Raw genomic sequence first — 26,002 nt, 5'->3', positions numbered from 1 at the left:
CATTGAAGTTAGATCGTTTGAAGGAATTCCCCATGAAAATGAAATCGGTTCTGACACTCAACGGGTTGTTGGGAATTCCCGGAGGCATCGCCATTGGGCTGTGGTTGCTGGCCATTCCGCTGATCTGGCTCGATACCCAGTACACGCTTTTCGGCAGCCCGTTGCCGTTCTGGCTGGCGATCTCAGCTGACACGGCCCGATCGCTGCTGGCGACCATCGCCACGGCGGCGATCACCACACTTGGCCTGGTCTACTCGATCATGCTGGTGGTGTTCACGCTGGCTGCGGGCAATATCGCGCCGCGGTTGCTTCAGCGATTTTCCAGAGACCGGGTCAATCAGGTCACCGCAGGACTTCTGGGCGGCACATTTTTGTTTTCGCTCAGCGTGCTGCGGGCAACCGGGCCGGATCTGAGACCGGAATTCTCTATTGCCATGGCATTTGTGCTTGCAGCCGTATCCGTGCTTCAGGTGATTCATTTCGTTCACTCGGTATCGCGCAGCGTGACGATTGATGCCGAAGTCGCCAAAATCTCCGAGCATCTGGAGCGACAGGTCAACGCGTTGCTCGCCGAGACCGATCAACGGGACGAGGAGGAGTTCAATGAACAAGATCTCGATACCGCCATCAAGGCGCAGCAATCGGGGTATGTGACCATCATCGACGAGGCAGCCCTGCTTGAGCTTGCCCGCCACCACCAAGCGATGATCGCGGTTCGTGTTGCGCCGGGCGACTTCGTGCTGTCGGGACAGGTGCTGGCCGCTGCCGGTTTCGCTGCTGATGACGGGAAGGCCATCGCCGCTGTCCATGCCGCGATCAGTCTGGAGCCCTATCGCGGTGCGGTCGATGACATCCGCTTTTCGATCCGTATTCTTCTCGAGATTGCGTTGCGGGCACTGTCGCCGGGCGTCAACGACAGTTTTACCGCCGTTACCTGTGCCGACCGTATCGCCGCGGCGCTGGTGCTGCCTGTATCGGAAGGCTTGCGCGGTGATGTTCGCAGCGACCGCGAAGGGGTGGCGCGACTCAAGGTGCCGGGTCTGTCACTGGAAGACCTGCTCAACATGACATTGCACCCGTTGCGGCAGGCTTCTAGGGGCAACATCCTGATGCTCGATCACCTCGGCGTGGTGCTGAATTCGTTGTATTCGGTTGCTGGATCTGACGCGCGGGCGTTGATCAGAGTGCATGGCAAGGCGCTACTGGAGACGGCGGCTGCCGGAGAGCCGATTGCACAGGATCTCGACTTTTTGCGCAGGCGGCTGGATTTCGAGGTCGATAGCTGAAACCGGGGCAACGACACGGTGTCAGGCACAGCGGTTTATGCTGTTTGATCCGACGTGCCGTCAGTTCACGCGCGTGGTTTCGTCAGCATGATCCGACCGGGCCATGGCATTGAGGTCGATCTGCGGATTGATCAGTTCAATGGCGACTTCAATCTCGCCCTGGGCAGTCACGTCCCAGACGATCTCGGCATCCTCATAGAACAGGGCCGGGTCGATCTCGACGCATTTGCCCATGGTCTTTCCATACTTGCCATTGGCGATCTGCAGCGCGGGTCGAAGTTCAAGTTCGCACTGCTGCATGCTCTCGTAGGCGACGGTGGGGGCGGGCTGTTCGGTACAGGTCTGCAAGTCGTTACTGCAAGCGATCAGCAGCATGAAGGCTGCGATATGTTCCATGACGCTTCTCCTTTGGCATTACAACGCCAGCGCTTCATGGAGGTTCCATCGTATCCGGCCAGGCCACGGCTTGATCAGCCCGACAGGCGTGCAATCAGGGTCTCGCGTGCCTCGCCTCGGCTTCATACTGAGATTCGGGGATGACCAGTTGATAGATCATCTTGTTGCCGAGGGTTTCGTGGCGCACCCCGGCTGAAAGTGCCTGGGGAACAATGCGACCGAGCACGGCGCCGGAAAAGCCGTTCTTGTGGTTTGTCGGAATTTCAGTCTCGGCCGGTGGCGTCGCAAATGTTTCAGTCCAGGTCAGGGTCAATTCCGGAACCTGCTGGTCGTTGAGATGTTCGCTTGCTTCAAGTTCAACCTTGCCGCCTGCCGGGCCGAGGGCCCCCCTGGCGAGGGAATCGACGGTGAGCTCGTGCAGCGCCAGACCAAGGTGCAAAGCGGCGTTGGGAAACAGATAGGGGTCATCACCGGTGATCGTAAAACGCGGCGCATTTTTTCCTACCAGTGGCTGCAACTGTGATTGCGTCAAGGCGAACAATTCAGCACCGCGCCAGTCGGATGCCGTCACAAGATCCTGGGATTGCGCCATCGACTGCAACCGATTGCGAAATGCGAACAGGAAGTCGTTGAGCCCCTGCGATGATCGTGCGGTCTGGGAGGCAACGGATTGAATGATCGCAAGCAGGTTCTTGGAGCGGTGACTCAATTCGCGCAGAAGCGTCTTCAGCACGGTTTCCCGGTACTTGATGTCGTCGATATCGAGAATGGTTGTGAATATTCCGATCACAGTGCCGTCGGCGTCGGTGTCGGGATCAATATGCAGCATGAACCAGTGCCGCTCGTGATCTGCATCACGCAGGATTTCGAGCTTGATAGTTTCACCGGTCTGAATCACCTGCTGCTTGGCGGAGAGCACCTTGGCGGCCTGCTGGGCGTTGAATATTCGGTCGTCGGAGGCGCCTTCAAGATCAGTGTCGAGGGGCCAGTTTCCGGGGAGGTTGGCAGCATAACGAATGGTCAGATCAGTATCCTGATACATCATCGATACGCCAGCACTTCGCAGCCCCGCCAAAACAATTCGCAGCCGATCGGACTCCTTAACCGATGATGGTTTCATTGTGGGCTCTTCACTTCGGTAACATTTTCAGTCGGACGGCAATGGGGCGCCGGAGGTGCTCCGACGCCCCTTGCGAACACGAGGGTCAATCGTTGCGATGGTCATACTTTGCGAAAGAAATTCATGACCAGCGAAATGACCAGAAGCGCCAGGAACAGGAAGAACAGGATCTGGGCGATGCCAGCCGAAGTGCCGGCGATTCCGCCAAAACCGAGCACGCCCGCAATGATGGCGACAACCAGAAACATGAGAGCGTAGTACAGCATCGATATTCTCCTTTGACATATGATGTGTAGCCAACGCGCTCGACCCTAGTTGGTTCCGGTCAGTTGCGGCGCATCGGCGGCGGCGTTGAAAAACAAGGCCTGGCTGATCAACGCCTTGACCATGTCGGGGTTGAAGGGCTTGGTCACCAGAAACGCCGGCTCCGGCTTTTCGCCCGTCAGCAGCCGCTCGGGGAAAGCGGTGATGAAGATCACCGGCAATGCCTCATCCTTGAGTATGTCGTTGACGGCGTCGATGCCGGAACTTCCGTCGGCGAGCTGGATATCGGCCAGAACCATCTTCGGCTTGGTGCGCTTGTAGAGTTCGAGCGCCTCGGAATGGGTCCGAGCCACGCCGGTGACCCGGTGGCCAAGGGTTTCGACCATGTCTTCGATATCCATGGCGATCAGCGGCTCGTCTTCGATAATCATGATGTCGGTGGCCACCTGGCTCGAAATTTCCATGGCCGCGGTTTCGAGCAGGCTGGAAAGAGTGGCTTCTTGGACGTCAAGCACATCCGCGGCTTCGTGGGTGTTGAAGCCCTCGACAGCGATCAGGAGGAAAGCCTTGCGCGCCTGCGGGGTTACCGCTTCAAGATTGGCAGCGGCTCTTCTTTCCCAGCCGAATGGCGTAGCGTGTTCAGGCAATGGAACAGAAAGGCCGTCAAACAGTTTACAAAACAGCTTGTAAAGCGCGACCCGGTCATCTCCGGATTTGGGGAAAATGCTCAGATCTGCGATCAACGCTTCGAGCGTGGCGGCCACAAAAGCGTCTCCAGACGTTTGTGATCCGGTTACCGCACGCGAGAAGCGGCGGAGATAGGGAAGGTGTGGCGCGATGCGCATGGACAGTGTCGACATTATGTACCCCTTGATAGTCCACTGGACGTGGCAACAACCATAAAACGCGCTGTCTGGAAAAAAGTTCCGATGGCTTGGAACTTTTTTTGTCATGGCGCATTCTAAACCTTATGTGTTCATTCTGAGAGAGCTGGCAAGGGCATGATCAATCGAGACAACAAAGACGCCTCAAACAACGGAGATCGGCCTGACCACGGTGCGTCAGACGCCATCGCTTCTCGGTTGAAACAATATTACAAATCTGTCGAAGCAGAGCCTATTCCCGACCAGCTGCTGGATCTTCTGGAAAAACTGGATGAGGCTGAACGCTCAGGTGGCGACAATGGTGCGAACTGAGATGGATGTTCCCAAAACCATGTCCACCGATGCCGGAGACGGTTTTTCCTTCAAACGCGAGATGCTGGCGGCGCTTCCAAGCTTGCGCGCATTCGCGGTTTCCCTGGCTCGCCGTCACGATCGCGCCGATGATCTGGTCCAGGAGACCGTCATGAAAGCGTGGTCAAAGCAGGAAAGTTTCCAGCCGGGCACCAATATGCGGGCCTGGCTTTTCACCATTCTGCGCAATGAATTTTACAGCCAGATGCGGCGCAAGGGTCGGGAACTGCCCGATCCTGATGGCGTTTTCGCCGGCAATCTGGCCACCCATCCGGAACAATATGGCAAGCTCGACATGGCCGATTTCAAGGAGGCGCTCGACACCTTGCCGGATGATCAGCGTGAAGCCATCGTACTCATCGGGGCTTCCGGATTTTCCTATGAAGAGGCGTCGGAAATAGCCGGCGTTGCCGTCGGCACAATCAAGAGCCGAGTCAATCGTGCGCGCACCAAGCTCCAGGAACTTCTCACAATTACCGGTGAAAGCGACTATGGCCCCGACCAGACCTCGGCGCCGCTGGTCAACAAGGCGTTCCCCGGGCGATAATTTGGCCCGTGCCAGTTTGGCGCCAGTTGACTTCATGATGGTGTGAACCAGCGCCTCCAAACTTACCGTCCCGGCAGGCATTGCCCCCGGGACGGCTGGTCTTTCTCAAGTCCTAAATTCCGTGTAAATCCGCGGAACGGAAGTGCAGGGAAAAACAGCGGTTTATGCTGCGGCGGCGGTAGTGCTGCCGAGCTGTTTGTTCCAATCCGCGTACCAGTTCCGGAACAGAGTATATTGCGCTTCGGCATAATTGCGCTGGGCATCGGTCAGTGCGTCGGTCTCGTTGAAATGCAGTGTGTATTCGGTGTCTCCGTTGAGCACCATAAGGTGCTTGTAGTAGAGCACCAGATCACAGCCCTCATCGAAAGAAGACAGCACCCCTAGTGCGGCTTCTAGCTGCAGCGCCCGGGTCCGCGCCTCGGCGTTGCCTGATGCAGCCTGCTGGCACAGCTGCATCAGGTGCAGAACCTCTTTCGGCAGCGCGTTGCCAACCCCGGTGATGGCGCCCCCGGCGCCGCAATTGATGAAGCCTTGGCAGACTGCGGTGTCGACGCCGACCATCAGCGTGATGCCGTCTTCCTGGGAGGTGATATTTTCAGCGGCGTAACGCAAATCGTCGGCACCGCCGAACTCCTTGAACCCGATCAGGTTGGGATGCTGCCTGCGCAGCTCGAAAAACAGATCACCGCGGGTGGCAAAGCCGTAATAGGGGCTATTGTAAATTACTGCCGGCAGGGCAGGGGCGACCGAAAGGATGGCGCTGAAATGGGCGCGCTGGGCTGTGACAGAACTGCCGCGCGAAAGAACCCTCGGGATCACCATCAGTCCCTGCGCGCCGACTTCGGCAGCGTGGGCGGCATGGGCCACGGCCTGCCGTGTGTTAACGGCACCGGTGCCGACAATGGTCGGGATTCCTGCTTCAACCAGCCGGGCCACGCCCTGCATGCGCTGCTCGTCGGTCAGCAGAGGCCAGTCGCCCATGGAGCCGCAATAGACAACGGCGGACATGCCAGCCGAGATGAGTTCCTTGGCTTTGCGCACCAGTGCGTCGAAATCGGGGGTCCTGTCGGCCTTGCAAGGGGTCATCAGGGCGGGAATGCAGCCGGTGAATATGTTCTTGGTCATAGTGGTGTCCTTCAAGGAAAAGCGAGGTTAATGGCCGTTGCGTGTGGTCGTGAATGCACGGGTGCGAAATGGATTGCCGCCCGGATGCGCAGGGCGGGGACGGTTGTGTGTTTGATGAATGTACAATAGAATATTGGATCCAATTTGCAATATGAAATATTTCTCGATTTCACAAGGGCGCCCGGCTATGATGGATGATGATCTGTTGTGCGTGATTTGTTTCGGGAGCCGGGCCGGTGCACATGTGCGAGCCGCCTGCTGCGCCGTGTGGTGTGGTGGCTTGGGGCAGGTGGATTGGCTGTGCGGTGCTGAAGGAGAGTGTTTGTGAAGTTGAATGCAGTGGACATTTCCAAGTCCGCCTCCGCCGCCTCGATCGTGTTCGATGCCTTGCGCACGGCGATCATCGATGGTGAGCTGGAGGACGGCGCGCCGCTGCGCCAGGACGAAATCGCCAAACTGTTCAACACCAGCCGGATTCCGGTGCGTGAAGCGATCACCATGCTCGAGCAGCAGGGTCTTGTCGTCACCCGGCGCTACAAGGGCGCCACCGTTGCCGGCCTGTCGCCGGACGAGGCTAGCGAGATCTTTGATTTCCGCGCGCTGCTCGAAGGCTCGGTCATCGAAGCGGCGGTGCCGAAGATGTCCAGGGAAACACTGCAAAGCGCGCGCGCTTGTCTTGAGGCGTTTTCGCAATCGTCAGATCCGATGAGCTGGGGCGCGCTCAATCGCAAATTCCATTATGAGCTCTACAAGGACAGCGGCCTTTCCTACCATCTGCAGATCATCAACAATGCGCTCGATCGCATTGACCGCTACCTGCGTGCTCAGATCCTGATGTCAAACGGGATGGAACGCGCCAATGCCGAGCACCTGGCTATTCTAGCTGCCTGCGAAAGTGGTCGCGCGAAAGACGCCGCGGAACTGACGCGACGCCATATTCTGGGTGCCAAGACGACCCTTCTGGGCGCCTTGAACGCGAAGTAGGCGTTTGAGGTTGGCAGGAGAAGCAGCAACCTGTTGCGCTGGCGGTTCAGGATGGCGGCCTTCCCGGGCAGGCCAGATATTTTGTTTTAAGCCGGACTCGATAGTTGCGGTCTTTCATCGAATTTCAGTCCGGCCACAAGCTTGTTTCAGTCACCATTCCCGTGGCCGCGATGGGCTTCGACCAAAGTGTCGACGAACGCCCGGACCTTTGGGCTGGTCAGATGGGCAGGGGCGTGCAGGACCCAGGCTTCGATATTGCGATTGGCAACTTTAGCCCAAGCCCGAAGCCGGCCGTCGCGCAGGTCCTGTTCGATAAGCCAGGCGGGAAGCAAGGCCGCTCCCGCGCCGGAAAGAACGGCATCATAAACCAGCATCATTGATGAGCATCTGAGGATTTCGCGCGGAATGATGCGGAGAGGCTCATTCTCTCTGATCACGTTCCAGGCAGTCTGCCCACTTGAGGCTGACAGGATCACCGCATCGATGATTTCATCTTGCGCTTTGGGAGGCTGGATATCGGGCGAGGCTGCAAGCAGGATTTCTGTGCGCAGGAAACATTTTCCTACCAGGTCGGAGTTGGGTGCGGGGTTCGCGCGAATGACCAGATCGTAGCCCTCGGCCACTGGATCGACGAAACGGTCATCGATATCGATGGCCAGCTTCACCTCGGGGTATTTCTTCACGAATGCTGCTGCGAACGCCCCCATGCGCGACCGCGCCAGCAAGGAGGGAACGCTGACCCGCAGGCTGCCGCGAACCCGTCCATCCCGAGCACTGACCTCCGCGCCCGCTGCGACCAGATCTGCGAGAAGGGGGGCTGCCCGCGCGAACAGGATACGACCATCTTCGGTCATTTGCATCCGGCGCCCACCCCGCTCCAGCAGCAGTGTTCCCAGACTGACCTCAAGCTGGCGTACGTGCCGCGATATCGTGGCTTTGGGGACACCCGTCTCGCGACTGGCGGCGTTAAGCCCGCCATGCCTGGCAACAGCCACGAAGTGTGACATCGCCTCAAAATTTGGCTGTTCCATTTTCGGACCACCTTGTTTCAGTATTCGCACTATGTGCAGCCGTTATGAAACACTAACTCTGGGGTCAGACGCAAGGAAGGCAATAGTGATGTCTCCCAAACGCGATTGAAAACACGCCGTCGAAGGACAAGGCAACATCACATCAGGCCAGGTCCAGCGGCAACAAAAGGGATTAGCAGCAATGACCGACATCTGGACCCCAGCCAAAATTGGCGTCACCGGTATCTCTAACCGCCTTGCAATGGCGCCCATGACCCGTAGCCGCGCGCAAGCGGACGGCACGCCGGGCGCACTGGCTGCACTCTATTACGAACAGCGCGCGGGCATGGGGCTGATCGTTACCGAAGGCACACAACCCTCGAAGGATGGCCAAGGATATCTGGCCACGCCGGGAATCTACAACGATGCGCATAAAAAGGGCTGGCAGAAGATTACGTCCGTCGTTCATGCCAAGGGATCGCGCATCTTCATTCAACTGATGCATGTTGGGCGCACCTCGCATCCTGACAACACCCCGCATCATCGACAGCCCGTTGCTCCTTCGGCGATCAGGCCCGGCGATCAAATCTTCACCGCGAAAGGCATGCAGCCGATCCCGGAACCCCGTTCGCTGACGATCGAAGAAATTGCGCAGACCGTGAATGATTTCCGCACAGCCGCCCGCTGCGCGATTGATGCCGGCGCGGATGGTGTCGAAATCCACGGGGCCAATGGATACCTCATTCAGCAGTTCTTTGCCCCCAATGCCAATTTGCGAGAGGACGTTTATGGTGGCGGCATCGAAAATCGTACGCGCTTCGCCATCGAGGTGGCCCAGGCCGTGGCAGACGAGATCGGGGCCGAACGCACTGGCATTCGTCTATCGCCCGGCGCGACGCTTGGCGGTTTGCAGGAAGGTGCCGATGGGCCAGACCTCTACCGCTACCTTGTGAGTGAACTCAACAAGCTGGAGTTGGCTTATGTTCATATCATGCATCTAGGCAATGATGCGCTGCTGGCTGATATTCGCGCGAGTTGGGATCAGGCGCTTATCCTCAACCGCCCCGGTCGTGCGCTGGAAGAGGTTGGGTCGGATATAAGGACCGGCCTGGCGGATGTGGAGTCCTACGGTCAATTCGTCCTGTCTACGCCTGACTTTGTCGAGCGGCTCAAATCCGGTGCTCCGTTGAATGAACCCGACCGTGCCAGCTATTACGGCGGCGGGGCTGAGGGCTATGTCGACTATCCGACCCAACCCGAAGCCGTTGTTGCGTGATGGCCCGACCAACCCGACCGCAGCGTGAAACCTGGGACCGGATGGAGTGGGTGGTTGCCCCTCTTTATCCGGGCCGGGCCGCGGCAATGTGGGTCTCACCGGTATCACCACACAGCGCTCGAACGGGGTCCCTAAAGACGCCCTGTGAGAACCAGAACGATAAGGATGATAACCAAGATGCCCATCACACTGATGCCGCGGTGACCAAAGCCGTATCCATAGCCGCCAAAGCGGCCGCTGAAGCCACCGAGCAGCGCGATGATAAGGATGACAAGAAGTATGGTGCCGAGTGTCATTGAGAATTCTCCTCTCTCAAAATGTTACGACCTACTAACCAGGCATGGATACAGAATCGGCCAAAAGCTTCTCTTGACGGCGGCTCATCAGAGCGCCATGCGAATTCGACCTTTCGGTTCCCGTTTCCTTCAGTCTTTCTTGTTTCTGTCCGGGCTTCCTAAGTGGTCGCTCCTGGTGACCGAAACCGGGTCGCTGGCGGGAAACGTCTCTTCGAGTCCTTCTTCCAGTTCGTCATCGAGTTCCTGGTCGAATGTGGCGGGCTTGGTGGCACCCTTGGCGGCTTCTATCGCTGCCTCGCGGCTCGCATAGACGGGGGAGTGGCGTCCATCCATGACATAGGCCCAACCATCATCACGCTTTTCGAGTTCGTAGTCCTGGTCTTTCATTGCATATTCCTTTCGGTGCTTAACGCCGCCGGACCGTTATCGTTCCGTTCCGCTTCTCGGTGCAAGTGGATGCGCATTGACAGTTCGGACCAGTGCCTGACATTTTCTGCAAAAATGTCGCTTGAAAGCCTTGCGCCAACCACATGCAGAACTGCTTAAAACCGCGCAAGGAAACAAGCCAAGAAGCCGGAGCGCGGGTAAAAAGCGTCCGCACCGGCAGCTTCATGTCAGCGAAGCACCAAGTCTTGCAGATGGGTTGCCCATCGGGTTTCAAGTGCACATGGATGCGTTTCAGCATCCCCGGTGCCACACCCGATCTCAAGCAAGGTATCCGTTCCTTTCAAGCGCGAGGCCATGTCTGCCAGCATCGCCTCATAGCCAAGGACGTTCTTGAGTGGGCGTGCTCCGACCCTGTTCCAGACCCTCTAACTTTTTAAGGTGCGAGGTGTCTGTATCGACCTTTCATAGCTCCGGCCGGGCGAGAACGGCGGTTCCATCTGCAGCACTCTGGACCAGTGTCACATCAAACAGAACCGCCGTCACCGCGCGGTTGGTGCTCTGCGTCGTTGCAATCAGAGCTGATATTGTTCGCGGGCGTAGTCGCCCAAGCCGACGGCGTCGAGCTTGGCGAGGGGGGCCAGGAACGTCACCTGGATCACGCCGGGTGCGCGCCCGATCTCGATGGCGCCGTTCACGGTGGCACGGTTGCGAATTTCGGCCACGGTCACACTCAGCAGTTTGGCCGCACGTGCAAGCCCATTCTCAATGGCATCGTTCAGGTTTGCCGCCGTGCCGATCACCGAAATGGGCGCCAGCGGTTCGATGTTGGACACCCCCCACTTGTCGGCAAGGCGTTGTCCCTTGGCCTTTTCGGCCTCGGTGAAGGGCCGCGCCATCGGCGGCAAATCTTCGACCAGCGGGAACAGTACCGGGCCGTCCAGCGGGTAGTTCTTCACGACCTCGACCTGAAGGGTCACGCTGCCGGCGACATCCATGGTGTGCCCCGCGATCTCGCCATCGCCCTGTCCTGCATGCATGTCCCCCATATAGACGCCTGCACCTTTTACCTTGACCGGGCAGACAAGGATCGCGCCCGCGCGCACCGCGTCGATGTCCATGTGGCCGTCGGTCTTGTGCTGCGCCAGCTGTTCGGAGGTCAGGCTGTACGCATGGGGCGCGCCGACTAGGAATGCTCCGAAATCGCCCGCATTATGGCTGTCGGGCATGGCGATTGACGGGCAGGTGCCAAGCTGCCCCATGAAGGGCCGCATTCGCACCAAAGTGCCCGGCATGTCAGAGGGCGCAAAGTTCAGGATCGAGTGCTGGCGGCTGGCATCGGGCAGGGCCGAGTAGTGGTCGGCCTGCTGTGCAATGGTTTCCGCCGCCGCTTTCGGCAGCGTCAGGCCAACCGTGCGGGTGTCATCGAAGGTGACGGTATAGCCATGAACGATCTGGAACGGGGTGACCGCATTGCCGCAGACATCGCATTTCACCGAATCCTGGCCGATGCCCTCGATATGCGTCTCGGGCCAAATGGTGTCACAGGTGGGGCAGCGCCCGGCGACATAGGGATCGCCAAGGCAGAATCCCTCGGGAGAGCTGTCATGGCCCGATGCGGTGGCGATTGAGGTAACAGTGATGTCGCGGATGCGGATGGCCACCCCGTCACCAACCTCAGCGCCCGCGATGAACACCGGTTGTGTCACCTCATGCCCGCCGCGCAGGCTTGGCGTGATCATCGGACCCCAGCAGCCGGGTGCGGTGTTAGCGATGATCGTACCGCCATCCTCGACCGGGCCAAGCATCGGGGCATCGGGGTCCAATACAGAGTTGGTGAATGTGCCCACAACAATGCTGCGCCGCGCTGTTGTATCCGTCTTGTTTGCATGAGGCATTGCCCACTCCCTTGCATTTGAAATTCCAAAATATGGAACCAGTCTATTCGCAAATGCGTACAACTTGTCAATCGGCGCTCAAACTCCGGTCTGACGCACATCTGCTGACGTGCGGTTCCTACGATGCTGCGATCAGTCGCGGCCGCAGAAGATCGAGCTTTGTGCGTCCGAACATCCGGCGCTTGACGAGTTTCAGGCGATTTATCTGACCTTCGGTTTGCCCATTCCAATCAGGTTCTTCGTTCCGAACTACTCCCGCTCCACCCGGACTGCTGCGAATTTGAACTCCGGGATCTTTCCATAGGGGTCGAGCGCCGGATTGGTCAGCACATTGGCAGCCGCCTCCACAAAGGCGAAGGGAACAAACACCATGTCCTCTGCGACGGCCCGGTCCGCCCTGGCCATCAGCGAAATCGTGCCGCGCCGCGTGGTCAGCCGCACGTGCCCGCCGGGCTCGACGCCGAGCCTGCGCAGCGTGGCGGGATGCAGCGAGCAATTGGCCTCAGGCTCGACCGCATCAAGCACCACCGAACGGCGTGTCATCGACCCGGTATGCCAGTGTTCGAGCTGTCTGCCGGTGGTCAGGATCATTGGATAGTCCGCATCCGGCAGTTCCGCGGGCGCGATGATGCTGGCCGGCGTAAACTTCGCCCGTCCGCCGTCGCGCGGAAAGCCTGAACCAAAGACAATTACCTGACCGGGGTCTTGTGGAGAAAGCGACGGATAGGTGACGGCTCCTTCGTGCTCCAACCGGTCCCAGGTGATGTTATCGAGGGACTTCATCCCCGATTTCATCTCGGCAAATACTTCGCGCGGGTGGCTGTAGGTCCAGCCCAGACCAAGCCGGTTGGCCAGCGCCATGGTGATGGCCCAATCCTCGCGCGCCTCGCCCGGAGGGGCAACAGCGGCGCGGCCCATCTGCACCTGCCGGTTGGTGTTCGTCACTGTCCCGTTCTTCTCGTAAAAGGCAGCGGCAGGCAGGATCACGTCAGCGTAATTCGCGGTCTCGGTCAGGAAGATGTCCTGCACGACGAGGGTGTCGAGCTTGGCCAGCGCCTCGCGGGCATGATTCAAGTCGGGATCCGACATCGCCGGATTCTCGCCAAGGATATACATGCCCTTGATCTGGCCGGCGTGAACCGCGTCGAGGATCTCGGTGACGGTAAGGCCTTTCTCGTTTGAAAAGTCGTCAGAACCCCACAATGTCGTGAAATGCCGCCTGATGCTGTCGTCGGTGACAGACTGGTAATCGGGCAGGAACATCGGGACCAGGCCGGCGTCCGAGGCACCCTGCACATTGTTCTGGCCGCGAAGCGGGTGCAGCCCTGTGCCCGGTCGGCCGACATGACCGCACATCAATGCCAGCGAGATCAGGCAGCGCGAATTGTCGGTTCCGTGGATGTGCTGCGAAACACCCATTCCCCAGAAGATCATGCCGGATTTTGCCGTGGCGAAGTCGCGCGCCACCTGTCTCAGAGTTTCGGCGGGAACACCGCAAAAGGCTTCCATTTTTTCCGGCGGGAAGTTTGCAAGATGCGCCTTCTGGGCCTCCCAGTTTTCGGTATAGGCCTCGATATATTGCCTGTCGTAGAGCTCCTCTTCGACGATCGTGTGCATGATCGCATTGAGCATCGACACGTCAGCGCCGGGGCGGAACTTCAGCATCGAGGTGGCAAACCGGCTCAGTCCGACGCCGCGCGGATCCATGACGATGAGTTTGCCGCCGCGCTTGGTGAACTGTTTGAAATAGGTCGCGGCCACGGGGTGGTTTTCCACCGGATTGCAGCCGATGAGGATCACCACGTCGGCATGCTCAACCTCGTTGAAGCTCGCCGTCACGGCGCCGCTGCCGACATTTTCCAAAAGTGCTGCAACCGATGAGGCATGGCAGAGCCGGGTGCAGTGGTCGACATTGTTGTGACCAAAGCCCTGCCGGATGAGCTTCTGGAAGAGGTAGGCTTCCTCATTGGAGCATTTTGCCGAGCCGAAACCAGCGACCGTTCCGCCGCCATGTTTTTCGGTCAGCGCCTTCCAGCCGTTGGCGGCCTTATCAAGGGCTTCATCCCATGTCGCTTCGCGGAAGAATTCCTGCCAGTTGGCAGGATCCACATTCAACCCCTTGGCCGGCGCATCGTCGCGCCGGATCAGCGGCTTGGTCAACCGGTGCGAATGGTGGATGTAGTCGAAACCGAACCGGCCCTTGACGCAGAGCCGGCCTTCATTTGCCGGGCCGTTGATGCCCTCGACATATTTGACCTTGCCGTCCTTGACCTTCAGCGAAACCTGGCAGCCGACACCGCAGAACGGACAGACCGAAGTGACTTCGGTGTCGATGTCAGCGCGGTCGCCGACCTGATCGGCGTTGACCACGGTTGATGGCATCAGCGCGCCCGTGGGGCAGGCCTGCACGCATTCCCCGCAGGCGACGCAAGTCGATTCACCCATCGGATCATCCATGTCGAACACAGGATAAGCCTGATGCCCCCGACCAGCCATGCCGATCACGTCGTTGACCTGCACGTCGCGGCAGGCGCGAACGCAGAGTCCGCATTGGATGCACGCATCGAGATTGACGCGCATTGCAACATGGCTGTCATCAAGCAGCGGAATGTGGTCGGGTTCAAGTTTTGGAAACCGGCTGGACTGAACATCATTGGCAGCCGCCATGTCCCAAAAATGCGCCGAAGCGTCATGGGCCTTGGATTGCTCCGGCTGATCGGCCAGGAGAAGCTCCATGACCATCTGGCGCGACTTTTTTGCACGATCGCTGCTGGTCTTGACGACCATGTCGTTCGATGGTTGCCGGCAGCAGGAGGCCGCCAGTACGCGCTCGCCTTCAATCTCGACAACGCAGGCCCGACAATTTCCGTCCGGGCGGTAGCCTGTCTGATCCTTGTGGCAGAGATAGGGAATATGGGTGCCATGACGCTTGGCCACTTCCCACAGCGTTTCGCCGGGGGCTGCCGAGACTTCCTGGTCGTCCAGGGTGAAGCGGATTTGCTCGGTCACGTCAGATCTCCTCGGGGAAATGTTTCATTGTCAGGCGGATCGGATTGGGCGCCGCCTGACCTAGCCCGCAAATCGAGGCATCAGCCATCACACCGCAGAGTTCTTCCAGAAGCCCCCTATCCCATTTCGGCGCCTGCATCAGCTTTACCGCCTTCTCGCAACCGACCCTGCATGGCGTACACTGGCCACAGCTTTCGCTTTCAAAAAACCGCAGCATGTTCAGCGCTGCCAGTCTGACGCTGTCCTTGTCAGACAGAACCACCACAGCCGCCGAGCCGATAAATGTGTCATGCGCCTGTAGCGTGTCGAAATCGAGCGGTACATCATTGAGTGACGCCGGCAGAAGCCCCGAGGAAGGGCCGCCCGGCTGATAGGCTTTGAATTTGTGTCCCGGAGCCATCCCGCCACAAGATTCAATGATATCCATGATGGTCGAACCGGCAGGCAAGAGGTGGACGCCGGGGTGAGCCACACGGCCCGAAACCGAGTAGGAGCGGAGGCCCTTTCGGCCATTTTTCTCAATGGAAGAAAGGATGTGCGGCCCTTCACGGCAGATACGCGTGATCCAGTGCAGCGTCTCGACATTGTGCACCAGCGTGGGCCGGCCGAAAATCCCCACAGCCGCCACATAGGGCGGGCGCAGGCGCGGGATGCCACGCTTGCCTTCAATACTCTCGATCATCGCGCTTTCTTCGCCGCAAATATAGGCACCGGCGCCGCGGCGGAGTTCGATATAGCCATGCGCGACGATCCCTGCTGCTTCCAGCGCCTCGATTTCGGTGCGCAGGATATGCAGGACTGCCGGATATTCATCACGCATGTAAATAAAGCAGCGCTCCGCCTCGACCGCCCAGGCGGCAATCAACATGCCTTCGAGCTTCAGATGGGGCGTGCGCTCGAGATAGTGACGGTCCTTGAACGTGCCGGGCTCACCCTCGTCGCCGTTGACCGCGAGATAGCGCGGCCCGGGATTGGCGCGAACAAAGCCCCATTTGCGGCCTGACGGAAAACCGGCCCCGCCAAGACCACGCAGTCCAGAGGAGAGAACCATCTCCTGAATTTCTTCCCAGTTGCCGGATGCGCGCAATTCGGCGAGCTTGGCGTAGCCGCCCGCAGCCTGATAAGCGGCCAGGTCCTCATAGTCGGGAATTTCGGCGTGGAAATGGCCTTCCGCCAACACTAGGTCGACCTTTTCGGGCGTCGCATGATCAACGTGTCTGTGGCCGATTTCCAGCACCGGCGCTGTGTCGCACCGGCCCATGCAGGGAGCACGCAAGACACGGACCTTGTTCGGATCGTGCCCGGCCTTCAAGGCGGTCATCAGGGCTTCGGAACCGGCCATTTCGCACGACAGCGAGTCGCAGACCCGGATCGTCAGGTCAGGCGGCGGCGTTTCGTTCTCCTTGACCGGATCAAAATGCGCATAGAACGTTGCGACCTCCCAGATTTCGGCCATTCCGGTGCGCAGCTCTTCGGCAAGCGCACGCAGATGACGAGCAGACAGATGGCCATAGGCGTCCTGGATAAGGTGCAGGTATTCGATCAGAAGATCACGGCGGTATGGTCCATCGCCCAGCAGCGCCTTTACCTCCGCCCAAGCCTGATCTTCAAGCTGACGCCCCTTTGGAGTTCTGCGGCCACGCCCACCGCCTGATTTCCAAATGCCGTCCGTCCGTTTCGCATCCACGTCAGCGTTCATCTTCCAGCAACTCCCAAACTCCCTAACTGCACCCGACGATAGGATGTTTTTTTATGCGGCCATATCGAAAATACGACATCCAGCGCCCATTAACGGAACCAGCACTGCTGGGTGTTGGCGGCGCCAAGACTGTTGGCCGCACTCAAGCTTCGCAGGTCTGCCGCCACGGAAACATGCTAACCGGTCAAGGGAAACCCAAAACCTGAACGGGTCTAACTTATAGACGCGCATTCGATGGTAGCGGGTCAAGAGACGCGGACCGATCAGAACCCAAAATGAGCCTGGTTGCGTGCCTATTAAGTTCGGAGGGTGTTGCGCAAATCGCTTTGAGAACACAGTAAAATCTGCGCCCATCAGGGTGGTGTCACCGCTTCGCAATAAGGACAGTGGCGGAGGGGATGGGTCTGACGTCCAACCTTCTCCAGTATAAGTCATTGATTTTATTTGATACGCACAGCTGCTACGCTGGAAGAGCGGGAGTCCGTCCGCAAAGGTTGGCTCTATCGTGATGTCGGCAACGATGAGCGGCAGTCGGCTGCCTTGATCTTGGAGAGCACCCCCGATCATCCACCAGCCGCCCTCGGCGCCAACAGGATGACGGCCGCACCGGCGAGGCAGATTGCGGCACCTGTCAGGTCCCAAGTGTCCGGGCGCTGCTTCTCGATGAGCCACAGCCAGAGGAGCGAGGCTGCGATATAGACCCCGCCATAAGCTGCGTAGGCCCGCCCCGCAAAATCGGAGGGGGCAAGGGTCAGGAGCCAAGCGAAGACGGCCAGGCTCAGGAGGCCGGGGACCAGCCAGAGCGCGCTCGCGCCTTGCCGCATCCATGCCCAGACCGCAAAGCAGCCCGCAATCTCGGCCAGAGCGGCACCGATGTAGATGGCGAGGGTGCCGGGTGCGTTCACGATGCCGCCTCGCTCTCCGGATGCTGGTGATCGGTTGCGCATAGCGAATGGTCGCCCAGAACTTCAATGACCCGGCAATCGGCAATCCGACCGCCTGCACATTGCACGACCATGCGCTCAAGTTCGCCTTTCAGCGCAGTCAGGCGCGCAAGGCGGCTTTCAACCTCGGCCAGCTGCGCCCTGGCGATGACATCGGCGGCTGCGCAGGATTGATCGGGTCTGTCAGAGAGACTCAGAAGGTCTCGGATAGCGTCCAGCGGAAAACCGAGCTCCCGCGCATGGCGGATGAAGGCTAGCCGATCCAGTGCCGACTGCCCATAGAGCCGCTGGTTCCCGGCACTGCGATCTGGCTCCGGCAGGAGCCCGATCTGCTCGTAGTAGCGGATCGTCGGAACCTTCACGCCGGCCGCTTCGCCCAATTTTCCGATGGTGAGCATCAGATTTCCTCTTGAAGCTATAGCTACTAGAGACCTTAGGTTCCCGACTCAGCAAATACAATGTTGCCCGCTGGGCGGGTTGGAAGGGCGTGATGACGGCGAACGACAGTGCAACCTACGAATGGACGGTTTCCGGGATGGACTGTGCGTCGTGCGCCGGCAAGGTCCGGGGTGCGGTCGAACGCCTGCCTGGCGTGAGCGACGTCGATGTGGCGCTAATGACCGAGCGGCTTCGGCTGACTCTGGATGAAGGGCAGACCCCTCGCAACCAGATCGAAGCAATCGTCAAGCGGCTCGGCTACGGGATCGCGGCGAAAGGATCGAGCCCCGATCGGAAAGGCTTCGTGCTGCCGGACGATGAGCAAGCGTCCCGTGCGGACGGCTCGCGAGATGCCGCAGGACTCGAGCCCAACGCTGGATCGACAGGGCCCGAGAGCGGTCCCGGGCCCGGTTCGCGTTGGTATCAGACCGCGAAGGGCAGACTGGTGATCGGCACCGGTCTCCTCCTCGCGGCGGCATGGGCCGTGAAACTGCTCGCCTCCCAGGATGTGGCAACGTGGGCATTCATCCTCGCGACGCTCATTGGTGTCGCCCCTATCGCACGCCGCGCCGTCGCGTCCGCCAGAGCGGGGATGCCGTTCACGATCGAGATGCTGATGACAATCGCCGCCAGCGGCGCGCTCGTCATCGACGCCGCCGAGGAAGCGGCGCTCGTCGTCTTCCTCTTCGCCGTCGGGGAGGTTCTCGAAGGTGTTGCGGCGAACAAGGCCCGCGACGGGATCCGGGCGCTCGCTCGTCTGGTACCGAAGACCGCGATCCTGGAGATCGGCGGCCGGACTCGGGTGATACCAGCCGACCAGCTGCAGGTGGACCAGATCGTTCTGGTGCGCCCGGGAGACCGGGTCCCGGCAGATGGCGAAGTTATCGAGGGCACCTCGGGCGTCGATGAGAGCGCCGTCACGGGCGAGAGTGTGCCGAAGCTGAAGGAACCCGGTGCCTCCGTCTTTGCCGGCTCCATCAATTCCGAGGCGGCGCTGCGTGTTCGGGTCACCAAGTCGGCCGAGGACAACACCATTGCCCGTATCATCCGGCTGGTCGAGGAAGCGGAAAGCGCCCGGGCCCCGACCGAGCGCTTCATCGACCGTTTCAGCCGCATCTACATGCCGGCCGTCGTCGGAGTTGCGGTGCTGGTGGCCATCGTCCCGCCCCTCGCGTTCGGGCAAGGCTGGGATACGTGGATCTACCGGGCGCTCGCGCTTCTCCTGATCGGATGCCCCTGCGCGCTGGTGATCTCGGTACCGGCTTCCATCGCCTCTGCGCTTTCTTCAGGCGCGCGTCGCGGGCTGCTGATGAAAGGAGGCGCCGTGATCGAGGCCGCGGCGGCCACCACGCATGTCGCATTCGACAAGACCGGAACCCTGACCCACGGACGGCCGCGCGTCACGGACGTGGTGCCGATCTCGGGATCGGAGACAGAGGTGCTGGCGCTGGCTGCCGCCGTCGAAGCGGGGTCGAGCCATCCTCTGGCGGAGGCGATCCTGTCCCGCGCGGAAGCTGCGGGAGCGCCGTTCCTGGCCGCGACCGCCGCCAAAGCGCTTCCGGGCAAAGGGGCCGAAGCAGTCGTTGAGGGTGAAACCGCCTGGGTGGGCTCTCCACGGTTCGCCGGGGAGCGCGGTGTGTTGGACGACCACGCGCTCCGGGCGGTGGTCGGCATGGAAGATGAAGGCAAGACAGTCGTCGCGGTCTTCCGCCGGAGCCAGTTGGTCGGACTCGTAGCGCTCCGGGACGAACCCCGAGAGGATGCCGCCCGCGCGGTGCAGCAACTCAAGGCGCTTGGCATCGCGTCTGTGATGCTGACCGGCGACAACCGGCGCACGGCAGCAGCCATTTCCGCTGGGCTGGGCATTGACCATCGCGCCGAATTGATGCCCGAAGGCAAGGTCGCCGCGATCCGTGAGATGACCGCCAGAGACCGCGTGATGATGGTGGGCGACGGCATCAACGATGCCCCTGCGCTCGCCACCGCCCACATCGGAGTTGCCATGGGCTCCGGAACGGACGTCGCGCTTGAAACCGCCGACGCCGCGATCCTGCGCAATCGCGTGACCGATGTGGCCGGCAAGATTCGCCTTGCTCGCGCAGCCATGGCGAACATCAGGCAAAATGTGGCGATCGCGCTCGGCCTTAAGGCGGTGTTTCTGGTGACGACGATCCTCGGCATTACCGGGCTGTGGATCGCGATCCTTGCAGATACCGGCGCGACGGTGCTCGTCACACTGAACGCGCTGCGGCTTCTTGCGTTTGATCCGGAACGTGAGGCCTGAGATCAGATCATCGGCAGGGCGATGGTTCCGCTGCCATGCCGCAGGGCCGAGCGCTGAGAACATAAACCTCGGGGTACTGTTCCGCCGCGAGTGCTCAACATGCTGCAACTGGAATCGGGCTTCTGCTCGGTTTCGCGCTGGTGGCCGCCATCTGGTCGCGCACCACTACGGGGCTATTGGCCGTCCGGGGCGTGAAGCCGAACTCGAAAGAGAGACCGCAGGCGGCGATCATGGTGGCGTTCGTCGGGCTGCTCGCGCTCCACACGATTGAAATCCTGGCTTTCGCCGCAGTCTACAGGGCGCTGCAGGGCTGGGGCGTGGGAGGCTTCGACGGCAGCTACGACCCATGCTGGAGCGGCCTGATCTACTTCTCCGGCGTCAACTTCGCCACGCTCGGGTACACGCAGATCGAGGCAACCGGGCCGATACGGATGGTCAACATGATGCAGTCGCTCGGCGGCTTCATGGTGCTGACCTGGTCGGCGACGTTCCTCTAACTCGGTCTGCGAACTGGCCTGGCGCGAGTAGCAGCCGACGACCATGGGGAATGTCAGTTTGCCTCCGACACCCTCTCTTGGTATCGACGCTCGCGCTCTGGCCATGTGCTCTTGATGTAGTCGAGAACGGCGCGGATGTCCGCGTCGCTCAGCACGTCTGCGAAGCCGGGCATGTCGCTCTCGTATCCGCCGCCGACCACGGCGGCGGTGCCTTCCCTAACGATGCGGAACAGGACATCGTCAGGATGGTGCCAGGTGTGGCCGCTGGCGTCGTGGGGTGGCGCCGGCAACCGGCCGGACGGAAGCGGCGAGCGCCAGCCCGGCTGGCCCTCCAGTTCCGCGCCGTGGCAGGCGGCGCACTGATCCGCATAGATCTGGCGTCCTTGCGCGATGATGTCCGCCGACGCCACGGCGGTGGATGCGGTACCGGCATAACGCCAGCCAGCAAAGACCGCGAGGATCACACCTCCGACGACCAGACCGATCACGACAGTATTTCGGAGAGCTTTTTTCAAGACGTCTATCCCCGATCACTGCGGAATAACATTCGCGTTTGGTCGAGACCACGTTGTGCCAGCGGCGAGGCGCCTGCGACTATGGACATTCTCGTGAGCAATGCCTATCTTTGCAGCATGCTCGAACGTGTCGTCACCATGCTTGCCATACTCGCGATCACCGTGGTGACGACGGTGACCTCCGCGCATGCGACACGCATGAGCATGAATTCCGGTGTGGATCACGCGATGCATGTCGCCGACATGATGCACTCTCCGGTCATTTCGGGCTTCGACTGTGACGCTGGAGAGCACTGTGGATCGGCCGATGCCGAGATGTGCGAGTTCGTATGCGCAGGCCTCTCTGCCTTCCTGACGTCGGCAGGCGAGGAAGCCGGGCACGCCTACGGCGCCGCCAGTCATGACGTCCCGTCCGCGGCAATCCACGTCAGCCGTGCGCCGGGACTGAACGAACGACCTCCCAAGCTCCGTCTCCTCTGAGCGCGCCCGGGCAGACGCCCGAGGCGCCCCATCGGTATTGATGAACGGGACGGAAGTCCCGAGGAGACGACCATGAACATGCTTTCTCGACGCGGCTTTCTTGCCGCAAGTGCGGCCGCCATTGGCGCTGCACACTTGCCCCGCATCGCCTTCGCGCAAGGGGTGGCGCCGATCAGCCTCTCCGCTGCGACGCGCACGCTCGACATCGACGGTCGCGCTGCCACGGTCTTCGGGCTTGCCGGCCCCGGCGGTCAGGGACTGATCCTCGACCCCGGCCAGAGGTTCCGGGTCGATCTGACCAACGACCTGGACGTCGGTACCATCATCCACTGGCACGGACAGATCCCGCCCAACGCGCAGGACGGTGTGCCGGACATGCCGATGCCCCTCCTCGCACCGGGTGAAACCCGATCCTACGACTTCGAGGCACGGCCCGGCACGCACTGGATGCACAGCCATGTGCCCACCCAGGAGATGCAGCTGCTCGCCGCGCCGCTGATCGTGCGCTCGGCCGAGGACGTTGCTGCCGACCGGCAAGACGTCGTGATGTTCCTTCATGACTTCTCCTTCAAGGCCCCCGAGGAGGTTCTGGCCGAGATCGGCGCAGGTCATGGCGGCGGGCACGGCGCGGGCCATGGTGCCGGTGCATTGCCCGATCAGGGCGCTCCCATGGGAGGCATGGGGGCGATGCAGGGCATGGATCACGGGGCCATGGGCCATGGCGCCACGGGCGGCATGCCGATGGGCAACATGCCCCGAATGGGCGGGATGATGGGTATGGGCGGCCAGATGGGCGGCATGGCCATGGACCTGAACGACTATGACTGGGACGCCTATCTCGCCAATGACCGGACCCTGTCGGACCCGGAGGTGGTCCAGGTCGAGCGCGGTGGCCGTATCCGGCTTCGGGTCATCAACGCCGCTGCGGCGACGGTATTCTGGATCGAGACCGGCGGTGCCGAGGCGCGGCTGGTCGCGGTAGATGGGCACGCGGTCGAACCTCTCGCCGGCACGCGGTTCGGTCTGGCAATGGGCCAGCGTCTGGACATCGAGATCGACCTGCCGCACGAAGGCGGCGCCTGGCCGATCCTCGCCCTGCGCGAAGGCGCGCGCGAGCGCACCGGCCTGATCCTCGCCACGCAGGGTGCCGAAGTGCGGCGTCTCGATGCAATGGCGGATGCCGAAGCGCCCGCGTTCGACACCGATCTGGCGCAGGAGGCGCGCCTCATCGCGCTGGACGCTCTGCCGGATCGACCCGTGGACCGCAGCCAGATGCTGATGCTGGGCGGTTCGATGCAGCCGTACGTCTGGACGATAAACGGGGCAGTCTGGGGCCAGCACCAGCCGATCACCGCACGCAGCGGTGAGCGGGTCGTGCTGTCGTTCCACAACATGTCGATGATGGCGCACCCGATGCATCTGCACGGCCATGTGTTCCAGGTCGTCGGGCTGAACGGGCGTCGGGTCGCCGGTGCACTACGCGACACGGTTCACGTGCCACCGATGTCGATGGTCGATGTCGCCCTCGATGTCGGTGAGGCCGCCCGATGGATGCTGCATTGCCACCACATGCCGCACCTTACGACGGGGATGATGACCGAATTCGCGGTCACGGCGTCCGTCTGATCCCAGCGGGTCGTCCGGACATGGCGCCCCGCCCGGCACCGATCCTGGTCTGTCCTGCCCCATGTTGTCGTGAGGGCCGGCCAAAAGACGCACCCTGCGGGTAAAAATCAGGAGGATGAGATGATGAACTGGAACGACATGGGCCCCGGAATGGGTTTCGGAATGGGGTTTGGCTGGCTCTTCGGCCTGCTGATCCTCGTGCTGCTGGTTTTGGCCATAGCAGCGCTGATCAAGTATCTTCGGAAATAGAAAAAAGGAGTTGGCAATGACCTACACGATCAATCGAATGTTCCCCGACGCCGGTATCGACGACGTCGACGCTCGCGCGCGGAAGGCCCTCACCGACCACGGCTTCGGCATCCTGACCGAGATCGACGTCAAGGCGACGATGAAGAAGAAGCTAGATGTCGAGATGCCCGCCTACCGCATCCTCGGCGCCTGCAACCCCAAGATGGCGCATCAGGCCATCGGGATCGAACCGCGCGTCGGTGCGATGCTGCCATGCAACGTCATCCTGCGCGAGGTCGACGGTGGCGTGGAAGTCAGCGCCATCGATCCTGTGGCGTCGATGCAGGCGATTGAGAACGCCGAACTGACGGCCGTGGCGGGCGAGGTGCGCGACCTCCTGGCGAAGGCCGTCGCGGCGGTCTGAGATGAGCCTGCGCGTCACCATTCTCGCGGGCCTTGCGATCCTCGGCATCGGACTGCTCGCTGTCTGGCAGTTCGCGCCTTCGGTGTTCGCCGAGGCGCGCAGCCTCCTGGAGCCCGAGCGTCTGGAAACGCTGGTGGCGCGTGCGGGTCTCTGGGGGCCGGTCCTGATCGTCACGCTTATGACCATCGCGGTCGTGGCCAGCCCAATCCCGAGTGCACCCATCGCACTGGCGGCCGGAGCGGCCTACGGACATCTCTGGGGGACCGTGCAGGTCGTCATCGGCGCCGAGCTCGGGGCGCTGATCGCCTTCGGTCTCGCACGGGTTCTGGGGCATGACGTCCTGCGGCGGGTGTTCGGGGACCGCGTCGATGCCGGGCTGCTCGGCTCGCAGAACGCGTTGACGGCGACGGTTCTTGCCAGCCGCCTGATGCCCTTCGTGTCCTTCGACATGATCAGCTACGCGGCCGGACTGAGCCGATTGCACGCCTGGCGTTTCGCCTTGGCAACACTGGCGGGGATCATTCCGGCAAGCTTCCTGCTGGCCCATTTCGGCGGCGAGGCGGTGAGCGGAGATCTGGGCCGGGCGACATGGGCAGTACTTGGCCTCGGCCTCTTGACGGGCCTGCCACTGCTTTGGGTAGCCATGCGGCAAAAGCCTGAAAAGGGAAATCCATGACCGGAAGCGAGTACCAGAAGAACAGCATCACCCTTTCCGGTGCGGTAGCCATGGGCACCGGCGTGATGATCGGCGCGGGCATCTTCGCGCTGACCGGCCAGATCGCCGAACTCGCCGGGCCTCTCTTCCCGCTCTCGTTCGTGGTCGGCGCCATCGTGACCGCCTTCAGCGCCTACACCTATATCAAGATGTCGAACGCATACCCGTCTGCGGGCGGCATCGGGATGATCCTGAAGAAAGCCTACGGACCGACGACGGTCGCGGCGGGCGCAGCTCTCCTGATGGCGCTGTCGATGGTCATCAACGAAAGCCTCGTCGCTCGCACCTTCGGAACCTACACCCTGCGAGCTTTCGGCGGCGATCCGGACAGCATTCTCGTGCCGGTCCTCGGCGTGGGGCTGATCGTCTTCGCCTATCTCGTGAACGTCTCTGGCAACCGGTCGGTCGGGCTGCTGTCCATTATCATGGCCATTCTCAAGGTGGGCGGCATTGCGCTGTTCGGGGCGGCCGGTCTGTGGGCCAGCGGCATTTCGTTCGAAGCGTCGGGCGGAGATTTTCGTGCGGGTGGGTTCGTGGCGTCGGTCGCGCTGTCCATTCTCGCCTTCAAGGGGTTCACGACCATCACCAACAGCGGCGCCGAGGTGACCAATCCGCATCGGAACGTGGGCCGGGCCATAGTCCTGTCCATCGCCATCTGCGTCGTCGTCTACCTGCTGGTCGCATTCGCGGTCGGCTCCAGCCTGCCGCTCGATCGCATCGTGGCGGCGAAGGACTACGCGCTGGCTGAAGCGGCCCAACCAGCCCTCGGGCAAACCGGCTTCTACCTGACGGTGGCGCTTGCGCTGGTGGCAACTGCCTCGGGCCTGATCGCCAGCGTGTTTGCCGTCTCGCGGATGCTGGCGATGCTGACGGACATGAAGATGATCCCGCACAGCCATTTCGGGATGCCAGGCACGATCAAGGACCACACACTCGTCTACACCGTCGTGATCGCAGGCTTCCTGACGGTCTTCTTCGACCTCAGCCGCATCGCCTCGCTCGGGGCCTTCTTCTATCTGGTGATGGACATGATCATCCATTTCGGCGTGTTCCGGCATCTGCGCGAAGAAATCGGCGCTCGGGGCTGGGTGTTGCTGACGGCAATCGCACTTGATGCCGTGGTGCTGGCCGCCTTCGCCGCGATGAAATGGCAGTCCGACCCCTTGATCGTCGTCCTGGGTGCGATCGGCATGGCGCTGGTGTTCCTGTTCGTCGGAATCTTCCTCGCACGGAATCCCGCCCTGGAAGGCGCTCACGACCACCATTGAAAAGAGCTTGAGCTTCCAACGGCTGGAAGCGGCAAGCTGAAACAAGAGATCGAA

At 61.1% G+C, this 26,002-nt stretch carries 27 protein-coding genes; 13 read left to right on the top strand and 14 right to left on the bottom strand.

The features are described 5' to 3' along the window. The first annotated feature begins 32 nt into the window (after nt 1-32). Nucleotides 33-1,286 carry a DUF2254 domain-containing protein gene (locus ACK6D9_RS17730; protein WP_412049516.1) on the top strand — a complete coding sequence of 418 codons (1,254 nt, stop codon included), beginning with the start codon at nt 33-35 and terminating at the stop codon, nt 1,284-1,286. A 60-nt stretch (nt 1,287-1,346) separates the two neighbouring features. Here the strand turns inward: ACK6D9_RS17730 and ACK6D9_RS17725 are convergent, their stop codons facing one another. The 4 genes from ACK6D9_RS17725 to ACK6D9_RS17710 all read right to left on the bottom strand — a co-directional run bounded on the left by ACK6D9_RS17725 (nt 1,347) and on the right by ACK6D9_RS17710 (nt 3,926). After that, nucleotides 1,347-1,682: a hypothetical protein gene (locus tag ACK6D9_RS17725; protein WP_412049515.1), complete on the bottom strand. Its 336-nt coding sequence runs from the start codon at nt 1,680-1,682 to the stop codon at nt 1,347-1,349. A gap of 94 nt (nt 1,683-1,776) precedes the next feature. Beyond that, nucleotides 1,777-2,802, bottom strand: coding sequence for a sensor histidine kinase (locus ACK6D9_RS17720; RefSeq protein ID WP_412049514.1), 1,026 nt, complete (start codon nt 2,800-2,802; stop codon nt 1,777-1,779). A 101-nt stretch (nt 2,803-2,903) separates the two neighbouring features. Further along, a complete protein-coding gene (locus tag ACK6D9_RS17715) occupies nt 2,904-3,068 on the bottom strand; it encodes a DUF1328 domain-containing protein (protein ID WP_267653254.1) in 165 nt (54 codons plus the stop codon). A gap of 45 nt (nt 3,069-3,113) precedes the next feature. Further along, a complete protein-coding gene (locus ACK6D9_RS17710) occupies nt 3,114-3,926 on the bottom strand; it encodes a response regulator (protein WP_412049513.1) in 813 nt (270 codons plus the stop codon). Between the two features lie 141 nt (nt 3,927-4,067). Here ACK6D9_RS17710 and ACK6D9_RS17705 point away from each other — a divergent pair, with 141 nt between their 5' ends. Both ACK6D9_RS17705 and ACK6D9_RS17700 read left to right on the top strand, forming a co-directional pair. Further along, a complete protein-coding gene (locus ACK6D9_RS17705) occupies nt 4,068-4,262 on the top strand; it encodes a NepR family anti-sigma factor (protein ID WP_267653252.1) in 195 nt (64 codons plus the stop codon). Next, the gene (locus ACK6D9_RS17700) at nt 4,249-4,848 is read left to right on the top strand and encodes an RNA polymerase sigma factor (protein ID WP_412049512.1); all 600 of its coding nucleotides are present in this window, start codon (nt 4,249-4,251) and stop codon (nt 4,846-4,848) included. Before ACK6D9_RS17705 ends, ACK6D9_RS17700 begins: the two co-directional genes overlap by 14 nt. A 162-nt stretch (nt 4,849-5,010) precedes the next feature. On the opposite strand, the gene ACK6D9_RS17695 is transcribed toward ACK6D9_RS17700, so the two are convergent. After that, the gene (locus tag ACK6D9_RS17695; RefSeq protein WP_412049511.1) at nt 5,011-5,973 is read right to left on the bottom strand and encodes a dihydrodipicolinate synthase family protein; all 963 of its coding nucleotides are present in this window, start codon (nt 5,971-5,973) and stop codon (nt 5,011-5,013) included. Between the two features lie 324 nt (nt 5,974-6,297). Here ACK6D9_RS17695 and ACK6D9_RS17690 point away from each other — a divergent pair, with 324 nt between their 5' ends. Next, a complete protein-coding gene (locus tag ACK6D9_RS17690) occupies nt 6,298-6,957 on the top strand; it encodes a GntR family transcriptional regulator (RefSeq protein WP_412049510.1) in 660 nt (219 codons plus the stop codon). A gap of 146 nt (nt 6,958-7,103) precedes the next feature. Here ACK6D9_RS17690 and ACK6D9_RS17685 read toward each other — a convergent pair whose 3' ends face one another. Then, nucleotides 7,104-7,988 carry a LysR family transcriptional regulator gene (locus ACK6D9_RS17685; RefSeq protein ID WP_412049509.1) on the bottom strand — a complete coding sequence of 295 codons (885 nt, stop codon included), beginning with the start codon at nt 7,986-7,988 and terminating at the stop codon, nt 7,104-7,106. A gap of 181 nt (nt 7,989-8,169) precedes the next feature. On the opposite strand from ACK6D9_RS17685, the gene ACK6D9_RS17680 reads away from it, so the two are divergent. Beyond that, entirely contained in the window at nt 8,170-9,243 is a 1,074-nt protein-coding gene (locus ACK6D9_RS17680) for an alkene reductase (RefSeq protein WP_412049508.1), read from the top strand. 131 nt (nt 9,244-9,374) lie between these two features. Here the strand turns inward: ACK6D9_RS17680 and ACK6D9_RS17675 are convergent, their stop codons facing one another. The 7 genes from ACK6D9_RS17675 to ACK6D9_RS17645 form a co-directional block, all read right to left on the bottom strand. Continuing rightward, nucleotides 9,375-9,539, bottom strand: coding sequence for a DUF3309 family protein (locus ACK6D9_RS17675; RefSeq protein ID WP_322988397.1), 165 nt, complete (start codon nt 9,537-9,539; stop codon nt 9,375-9,377). 129 nt (nt 9,540-9,668) lie between these two features. Then, nucleotides 9,669-9,926 carry a hypothetical protein gene (locus tag ACK6D9_RS17670; protein ID WP_412049507.1) on the bottom strand — a complete coding sequence of 86 codons (258 nt, stop codon included), beginning with the start codon at nt 9,924-9,926 and terminating at the stop codon, nt 9,669-9,671. Between the two features lie 572 nt (nt 9,927-10,498). Next, nucleotides 10,499-11,821, bottom strand: a complete 1,323-nt coding sequence (locus ACK6D9_RS17665) for an acetamidase/formamidase family protein (protein WP_412049506.1) — start codon at nt 11,819-11,821, stop codon at nt 10,499-10,501. Nucleotides 11,822-12,070: 249 nt separating this feature from the next. Then, nucleotides 12,071-14,830 carry a formate dehydrogenase subunit alpha gene (gene fdhF, locus ACK6D9_RS17660; RefSeq protein WP_412049505.1) on the bottom strand — a complete coding sequence of 920 codons (2,760 nt, stop codon included), beginning with the start codon at nt 14,828-14,830 and terminating at the stop codon, nt 12,071-12,073. 1 nt (nt 14,831) lies between these two features. Then, on the bottom strand, nt 14,832-16,529 hold the full coding sequence (locus tag ACK6D9_RS17655; RefSeq protein ID WP_412049504.1) for an NAD(P)H-dependent oxidoreductase subunit E: 1,698 nt from the start codon (nt 16,527-16,529) through the stop codon (nt 14,832-14,834). Nucleotides 16,530-17,092: 563 nt separating this feature from the next. After that, nucleotides 17,093-17,434, bottom strand: a complete 342-nt coding sequence (locus tag ACK6D9_RS17650; RefSeq protein WP_140197623.1) for a YnfA family protein — start codon at nt 17,432-17,434, stop codon at nt 17,093-17,095. Then, nucleotides 17,431-17,871 carry a MerR family transcriptional regulator gene (locus ACK6D9_RS17645; RefSeq protein WP_045681275.1) on the bottom strand — a complete coding sequence of 147 codons (441 nt, stop codon included), beginning with the start codon at nt 17,869-17,871 and terminating at the stop codon, nt 17,431-17,433. The genes ACK6D9_RS17650 and ACK6D9_RS17645 overlap by 4 nt, the downstream gene beginning before the upstream one ends. 92 nt (nt 17,872-17,963) lie before the next feature. On the opposite strand from ACK6D9_RS17645, the gene ACK6D9_RS17640 reads away from it, so the two are divergent. Both ACK6D9_RS17640 and ACK6D9_RS17635 read left to right on the top strand, forming a co-directional pair. Continuing rightward, on the top strand, nt 17,964-20,195 hold the full coding sequence (locus ACK6D9_RS17640; RefSeq protein ID WP_208997431.1) for a heavy metal translocating P-type ATPase: 2,232 nt from the start codon (nt 17,964-17,966) through the stop codon (nt 20,193-20,195). Nucleotides 20,196-20,335: 140 nt separating this feature from the next. Continuing rightward, on the top strand, nt 20,336-20,692 hold the full coding sequence (locus tag ACK6D9_RS17635) for an ion channel (RefSeq protein ID WP_208990406.1): 357 nt from the start codon (nt 20,336-20,338) through the stop codon (nt 20,690-20,692). A 53-nt stretch (nt 20,693-20,745) separates the two neighbouring features. On the opposite strand, the gene ACK6D9_RS17630 is transcribed toward ACK6D9_RS17635, so the two are convergent. Then, nucleotides 20,746-21,207, bottom strand: a complete 462-nt coding sequence (locus tag ACK6D9_RS17630) for a c-type cytochrome (protein ID WP_082724933.1) — start codon at nt 21,205-21,207, stop codon at nt 20,746-20,748. Nucleotides 21,208-21,288: 81 nt separating this feature from the next. Between ACK6D9_RS17630 and ACK6D9_RS17625 the strand changes: the two genes are divergently transcribed. The 6 genes from ACK6D9_RS17625 to ACK6D9_RS17600 all read left to right on the top strand — a co-directional run bounded on the left by ACK6D9_RS17625 (nt 21,289) and on the right by ACK6D9_RS17600 (nt 25,948). Further along, complete coding sequence (locus ACK6D9_RS17625) at nt 21,289-21,687, top strand: hypothetical protein (protein ID WP_045681279.1); 399 nt, start codon at nt 21,289-21,291, stop codon at nt 21,685-21,687. Nucleotides 21,688-21,759: 72 nt separating this feature from the next. After that, nucleotides 21,760-23,313: a multicopper oxidase family protein gene (locus ACK6D9_RS17620; protein ID WP_062563567.1), complete on the top strand. Its 1,554-nt coding sequence runs from the start codon at nt 21,760-21,762 to the stop codon at nt 23,311-23,313. 120 nt (nt 23,314-23,433) lie between these two features. Continuing rightward, nucleotides 23,434-23,562: a hypothetical protein gene (locus ACK6D9_RS17615; RefSeq protein WP_264224588.1), complete on the top strand. Its 129-nt coding sequence runs from the start codon at nt 23,434-23,436 to the stop codon at nt 23,560-23,562. Nucleotides 23,563-23,578: 16 nt separating this feature from the next. Then, entirely contained in the window at nt 23,579-23,965 is a 387-nt protein-coding gene (locus tag ACK6D9_RS17610; RefSeq protein ID WP_045681285.1) for a DUF302 domain-containing protein, read from the top strand. 1 nt (nt 23,966) lies between these two features. Beyond that, nucleotides 23,967-24,641 (top strand): TVP38/TMEM64 family protein, encoded by a 675-nt coding sequence (locus ACK6D9_RS17605; RefSeq protein WP_045681287.1) that lies wholly within the window; start codon nt 23,967-23,969, stop codon nt 24,639-24,641. Next, nucleotides 24,638-25,948: an APC family permease gene (locus ACK6D9_RS17600; protein ID WP_045681289.1), complete on the top strand. Its 1,311-nt coding sequence runs from the start codon at nt 24,638-24,640 to the stop codon at nt 25,946-25,948. Before ACK6D9_RS17605 ends, ACK6D9_RS17600 begins: the two co-directional genes overlap by 4 nt. Nucleotides 25,949-26,002: the final 54 nt, after the last annotated feature.

The organism is Hoeflea sp. Naph1 (assembly GCF_046837775.1).
Lineage (GTDB): Bacteria > Pseudomonadota > Alphaproteobacteria > Rhizobiales > Rhizobiaceae > Hoeflea.
Note: the sequence above shows the minus strand (reverse complement) of the source record. Positions and strands in the feature narration are given on the sequence as shown.

Coding starts and splice junctions, on each gene's coding strand:
- ACK6D9_RS17730 (WP_412049516.1), top strand. CDS start 33: ATGAAAATGAAATCGGTTCTGACACTCAACGGGTTGTTGGGAATTCCC.
- ACK6D9_RS17725 (WP_412049515.1), bottom strand. CDS start 1,682: ATGGAACATATCGCAGCCTTCATGCTGCTGATCGCTTGCAGTAACGAC.
- ACK6D9_RS17720 (WP_412049514.1), bottom strand. CDS start 2,802: ATGAAACCATCATCGGTTAAGGAGTCCGATCGGCTGCGAATTGTTTTG.
- ACK6D9_RS17715 (WP_267653254.1), bottom strand. CDS start 3,068: ATGCTGTACTACGCTCTCATGTTTCTGGTTGTCGCCATCATTGCGGGC.
- ACK6D9_RS17710 (WP_412049513.1), bottom strand. CDS start 3,926: ATGTCGACACTGTCCATGCGCATCGCGCCACACCTTCCCTATCTCCGC.
- ACK6D9_RS17705 (WP_267653252.1), top strand. CDS start 4,068: ATGATCAATCGAGACAACAAAGACGCCTCAAACAACGGAGATCGGCCT.
- ACK6D9_RS17700 (WP_412049512.1), top strand. CDS start 4,249: ATGGTGCGAACTGAGATGGATGTTCCCAAAACCATGTCCACCGATGCC.
- ACK6D9_RS17695 (WP_412049511.1), bottom strand. CDS start 5,973: ATGACCAAGAACATATTCACCGGCTGCATTCCCGCCCTGATGACCCCT.
- ACK6D9_RS17685 (WP_412049509.1), bottom strand. CDS start 7,988: ATGGAACAGCCAAATTTTGAGGCGATGTCACACTTCGTGGCTGTTGCC.
- ACK6D9_RS17680 (WP_412049508.1), top strand. CDS start 8,170: ATGACCGACATCTGGACCCCAGCCAAAATTGGCGTCACCGGTATCTCT.
- ACK6D9_RS17675 (WP_322988397.1), bottom strand. CDS start 9,539: ATGACACTCGGCACCATACTTCTTGTCATCCTTATCATCGCGCTGCTC.
- ACK6D9_RS17670 (WP_412049507.1), bottom strand. CDS start 9,926: ATGAAAGACCAGGACTACGAACTCGAAAAGCGTGATGATGGTTGGGCC.
- ACK6D9_RS17665 (WP_412049506.1), bottom strand. CDS start 11,821: ATGCCTCATGCAAACAAGACGGATACAACAGCGCGGCGCAGCATTGTT.
- ACK6D9_RS17655 (WP_412049504.1), bottom strand. CDS start 16,529: ATGAACGCTGACGTGGATGCGAAACGGACGGACGGCATTTGGAAATCA.
- ACK6D9_RS17645 (WP_045681275.1), bottom strand. CDS start 17,871: ATGCTCACCATCGGAAAATTGGGCGAAGCGGCCGGCGTGAAGGTTCCG.
- ACK6D9_RS17640 (WP_208997431.1), top strand. CDS start 17,964: ATGACGGCGAACGACAGTGCAACCTACGAATGGACGGTTTCCGGGATG.
- ACK6D9_RS17625 (WP_045681279.1), top strand. CDS start 21,289: ATGGACATTCTCGTGAGCAATGCCTATCTTTGCAGCATGCTCGAACGT.
- ACK6D9_RS17620 (WP_062563567.1), top strand. CDS start 21,760: ATGAACATGCTTTCTCGACGCGGCTTTCTTGCCGCAAGTGCGGCCGCC.
- ACK6D9_RS17615 (WP_264224588.1), top strand. CDS start 23,434: ATGATGAACTGGAACGACATGGGCCCCGGAATGGGTTTCGGAATGGGG.
- ACK6D9_RS17610 (WP_045681285.1), top strand. CDS start 23,579: ATGACCTACACGATCAATCGAATGTTCCCCGACGCCGGTATCGACGAC.
- ACK6D9_RS17605 (WP_045681287.1), top strand. CDS start 23,967: ATGAGCCTGCGCGTCACCATTCTCGCGGGCCTTGCGATCCTCGGCATC.
- ACK6D9_RS17600 (WP_045681289.1), top strand. CDS start 24,638: ATGACCGGAAGCGAGTACCAGAAGAACAGCATCACCCTTTCCGGTGCG.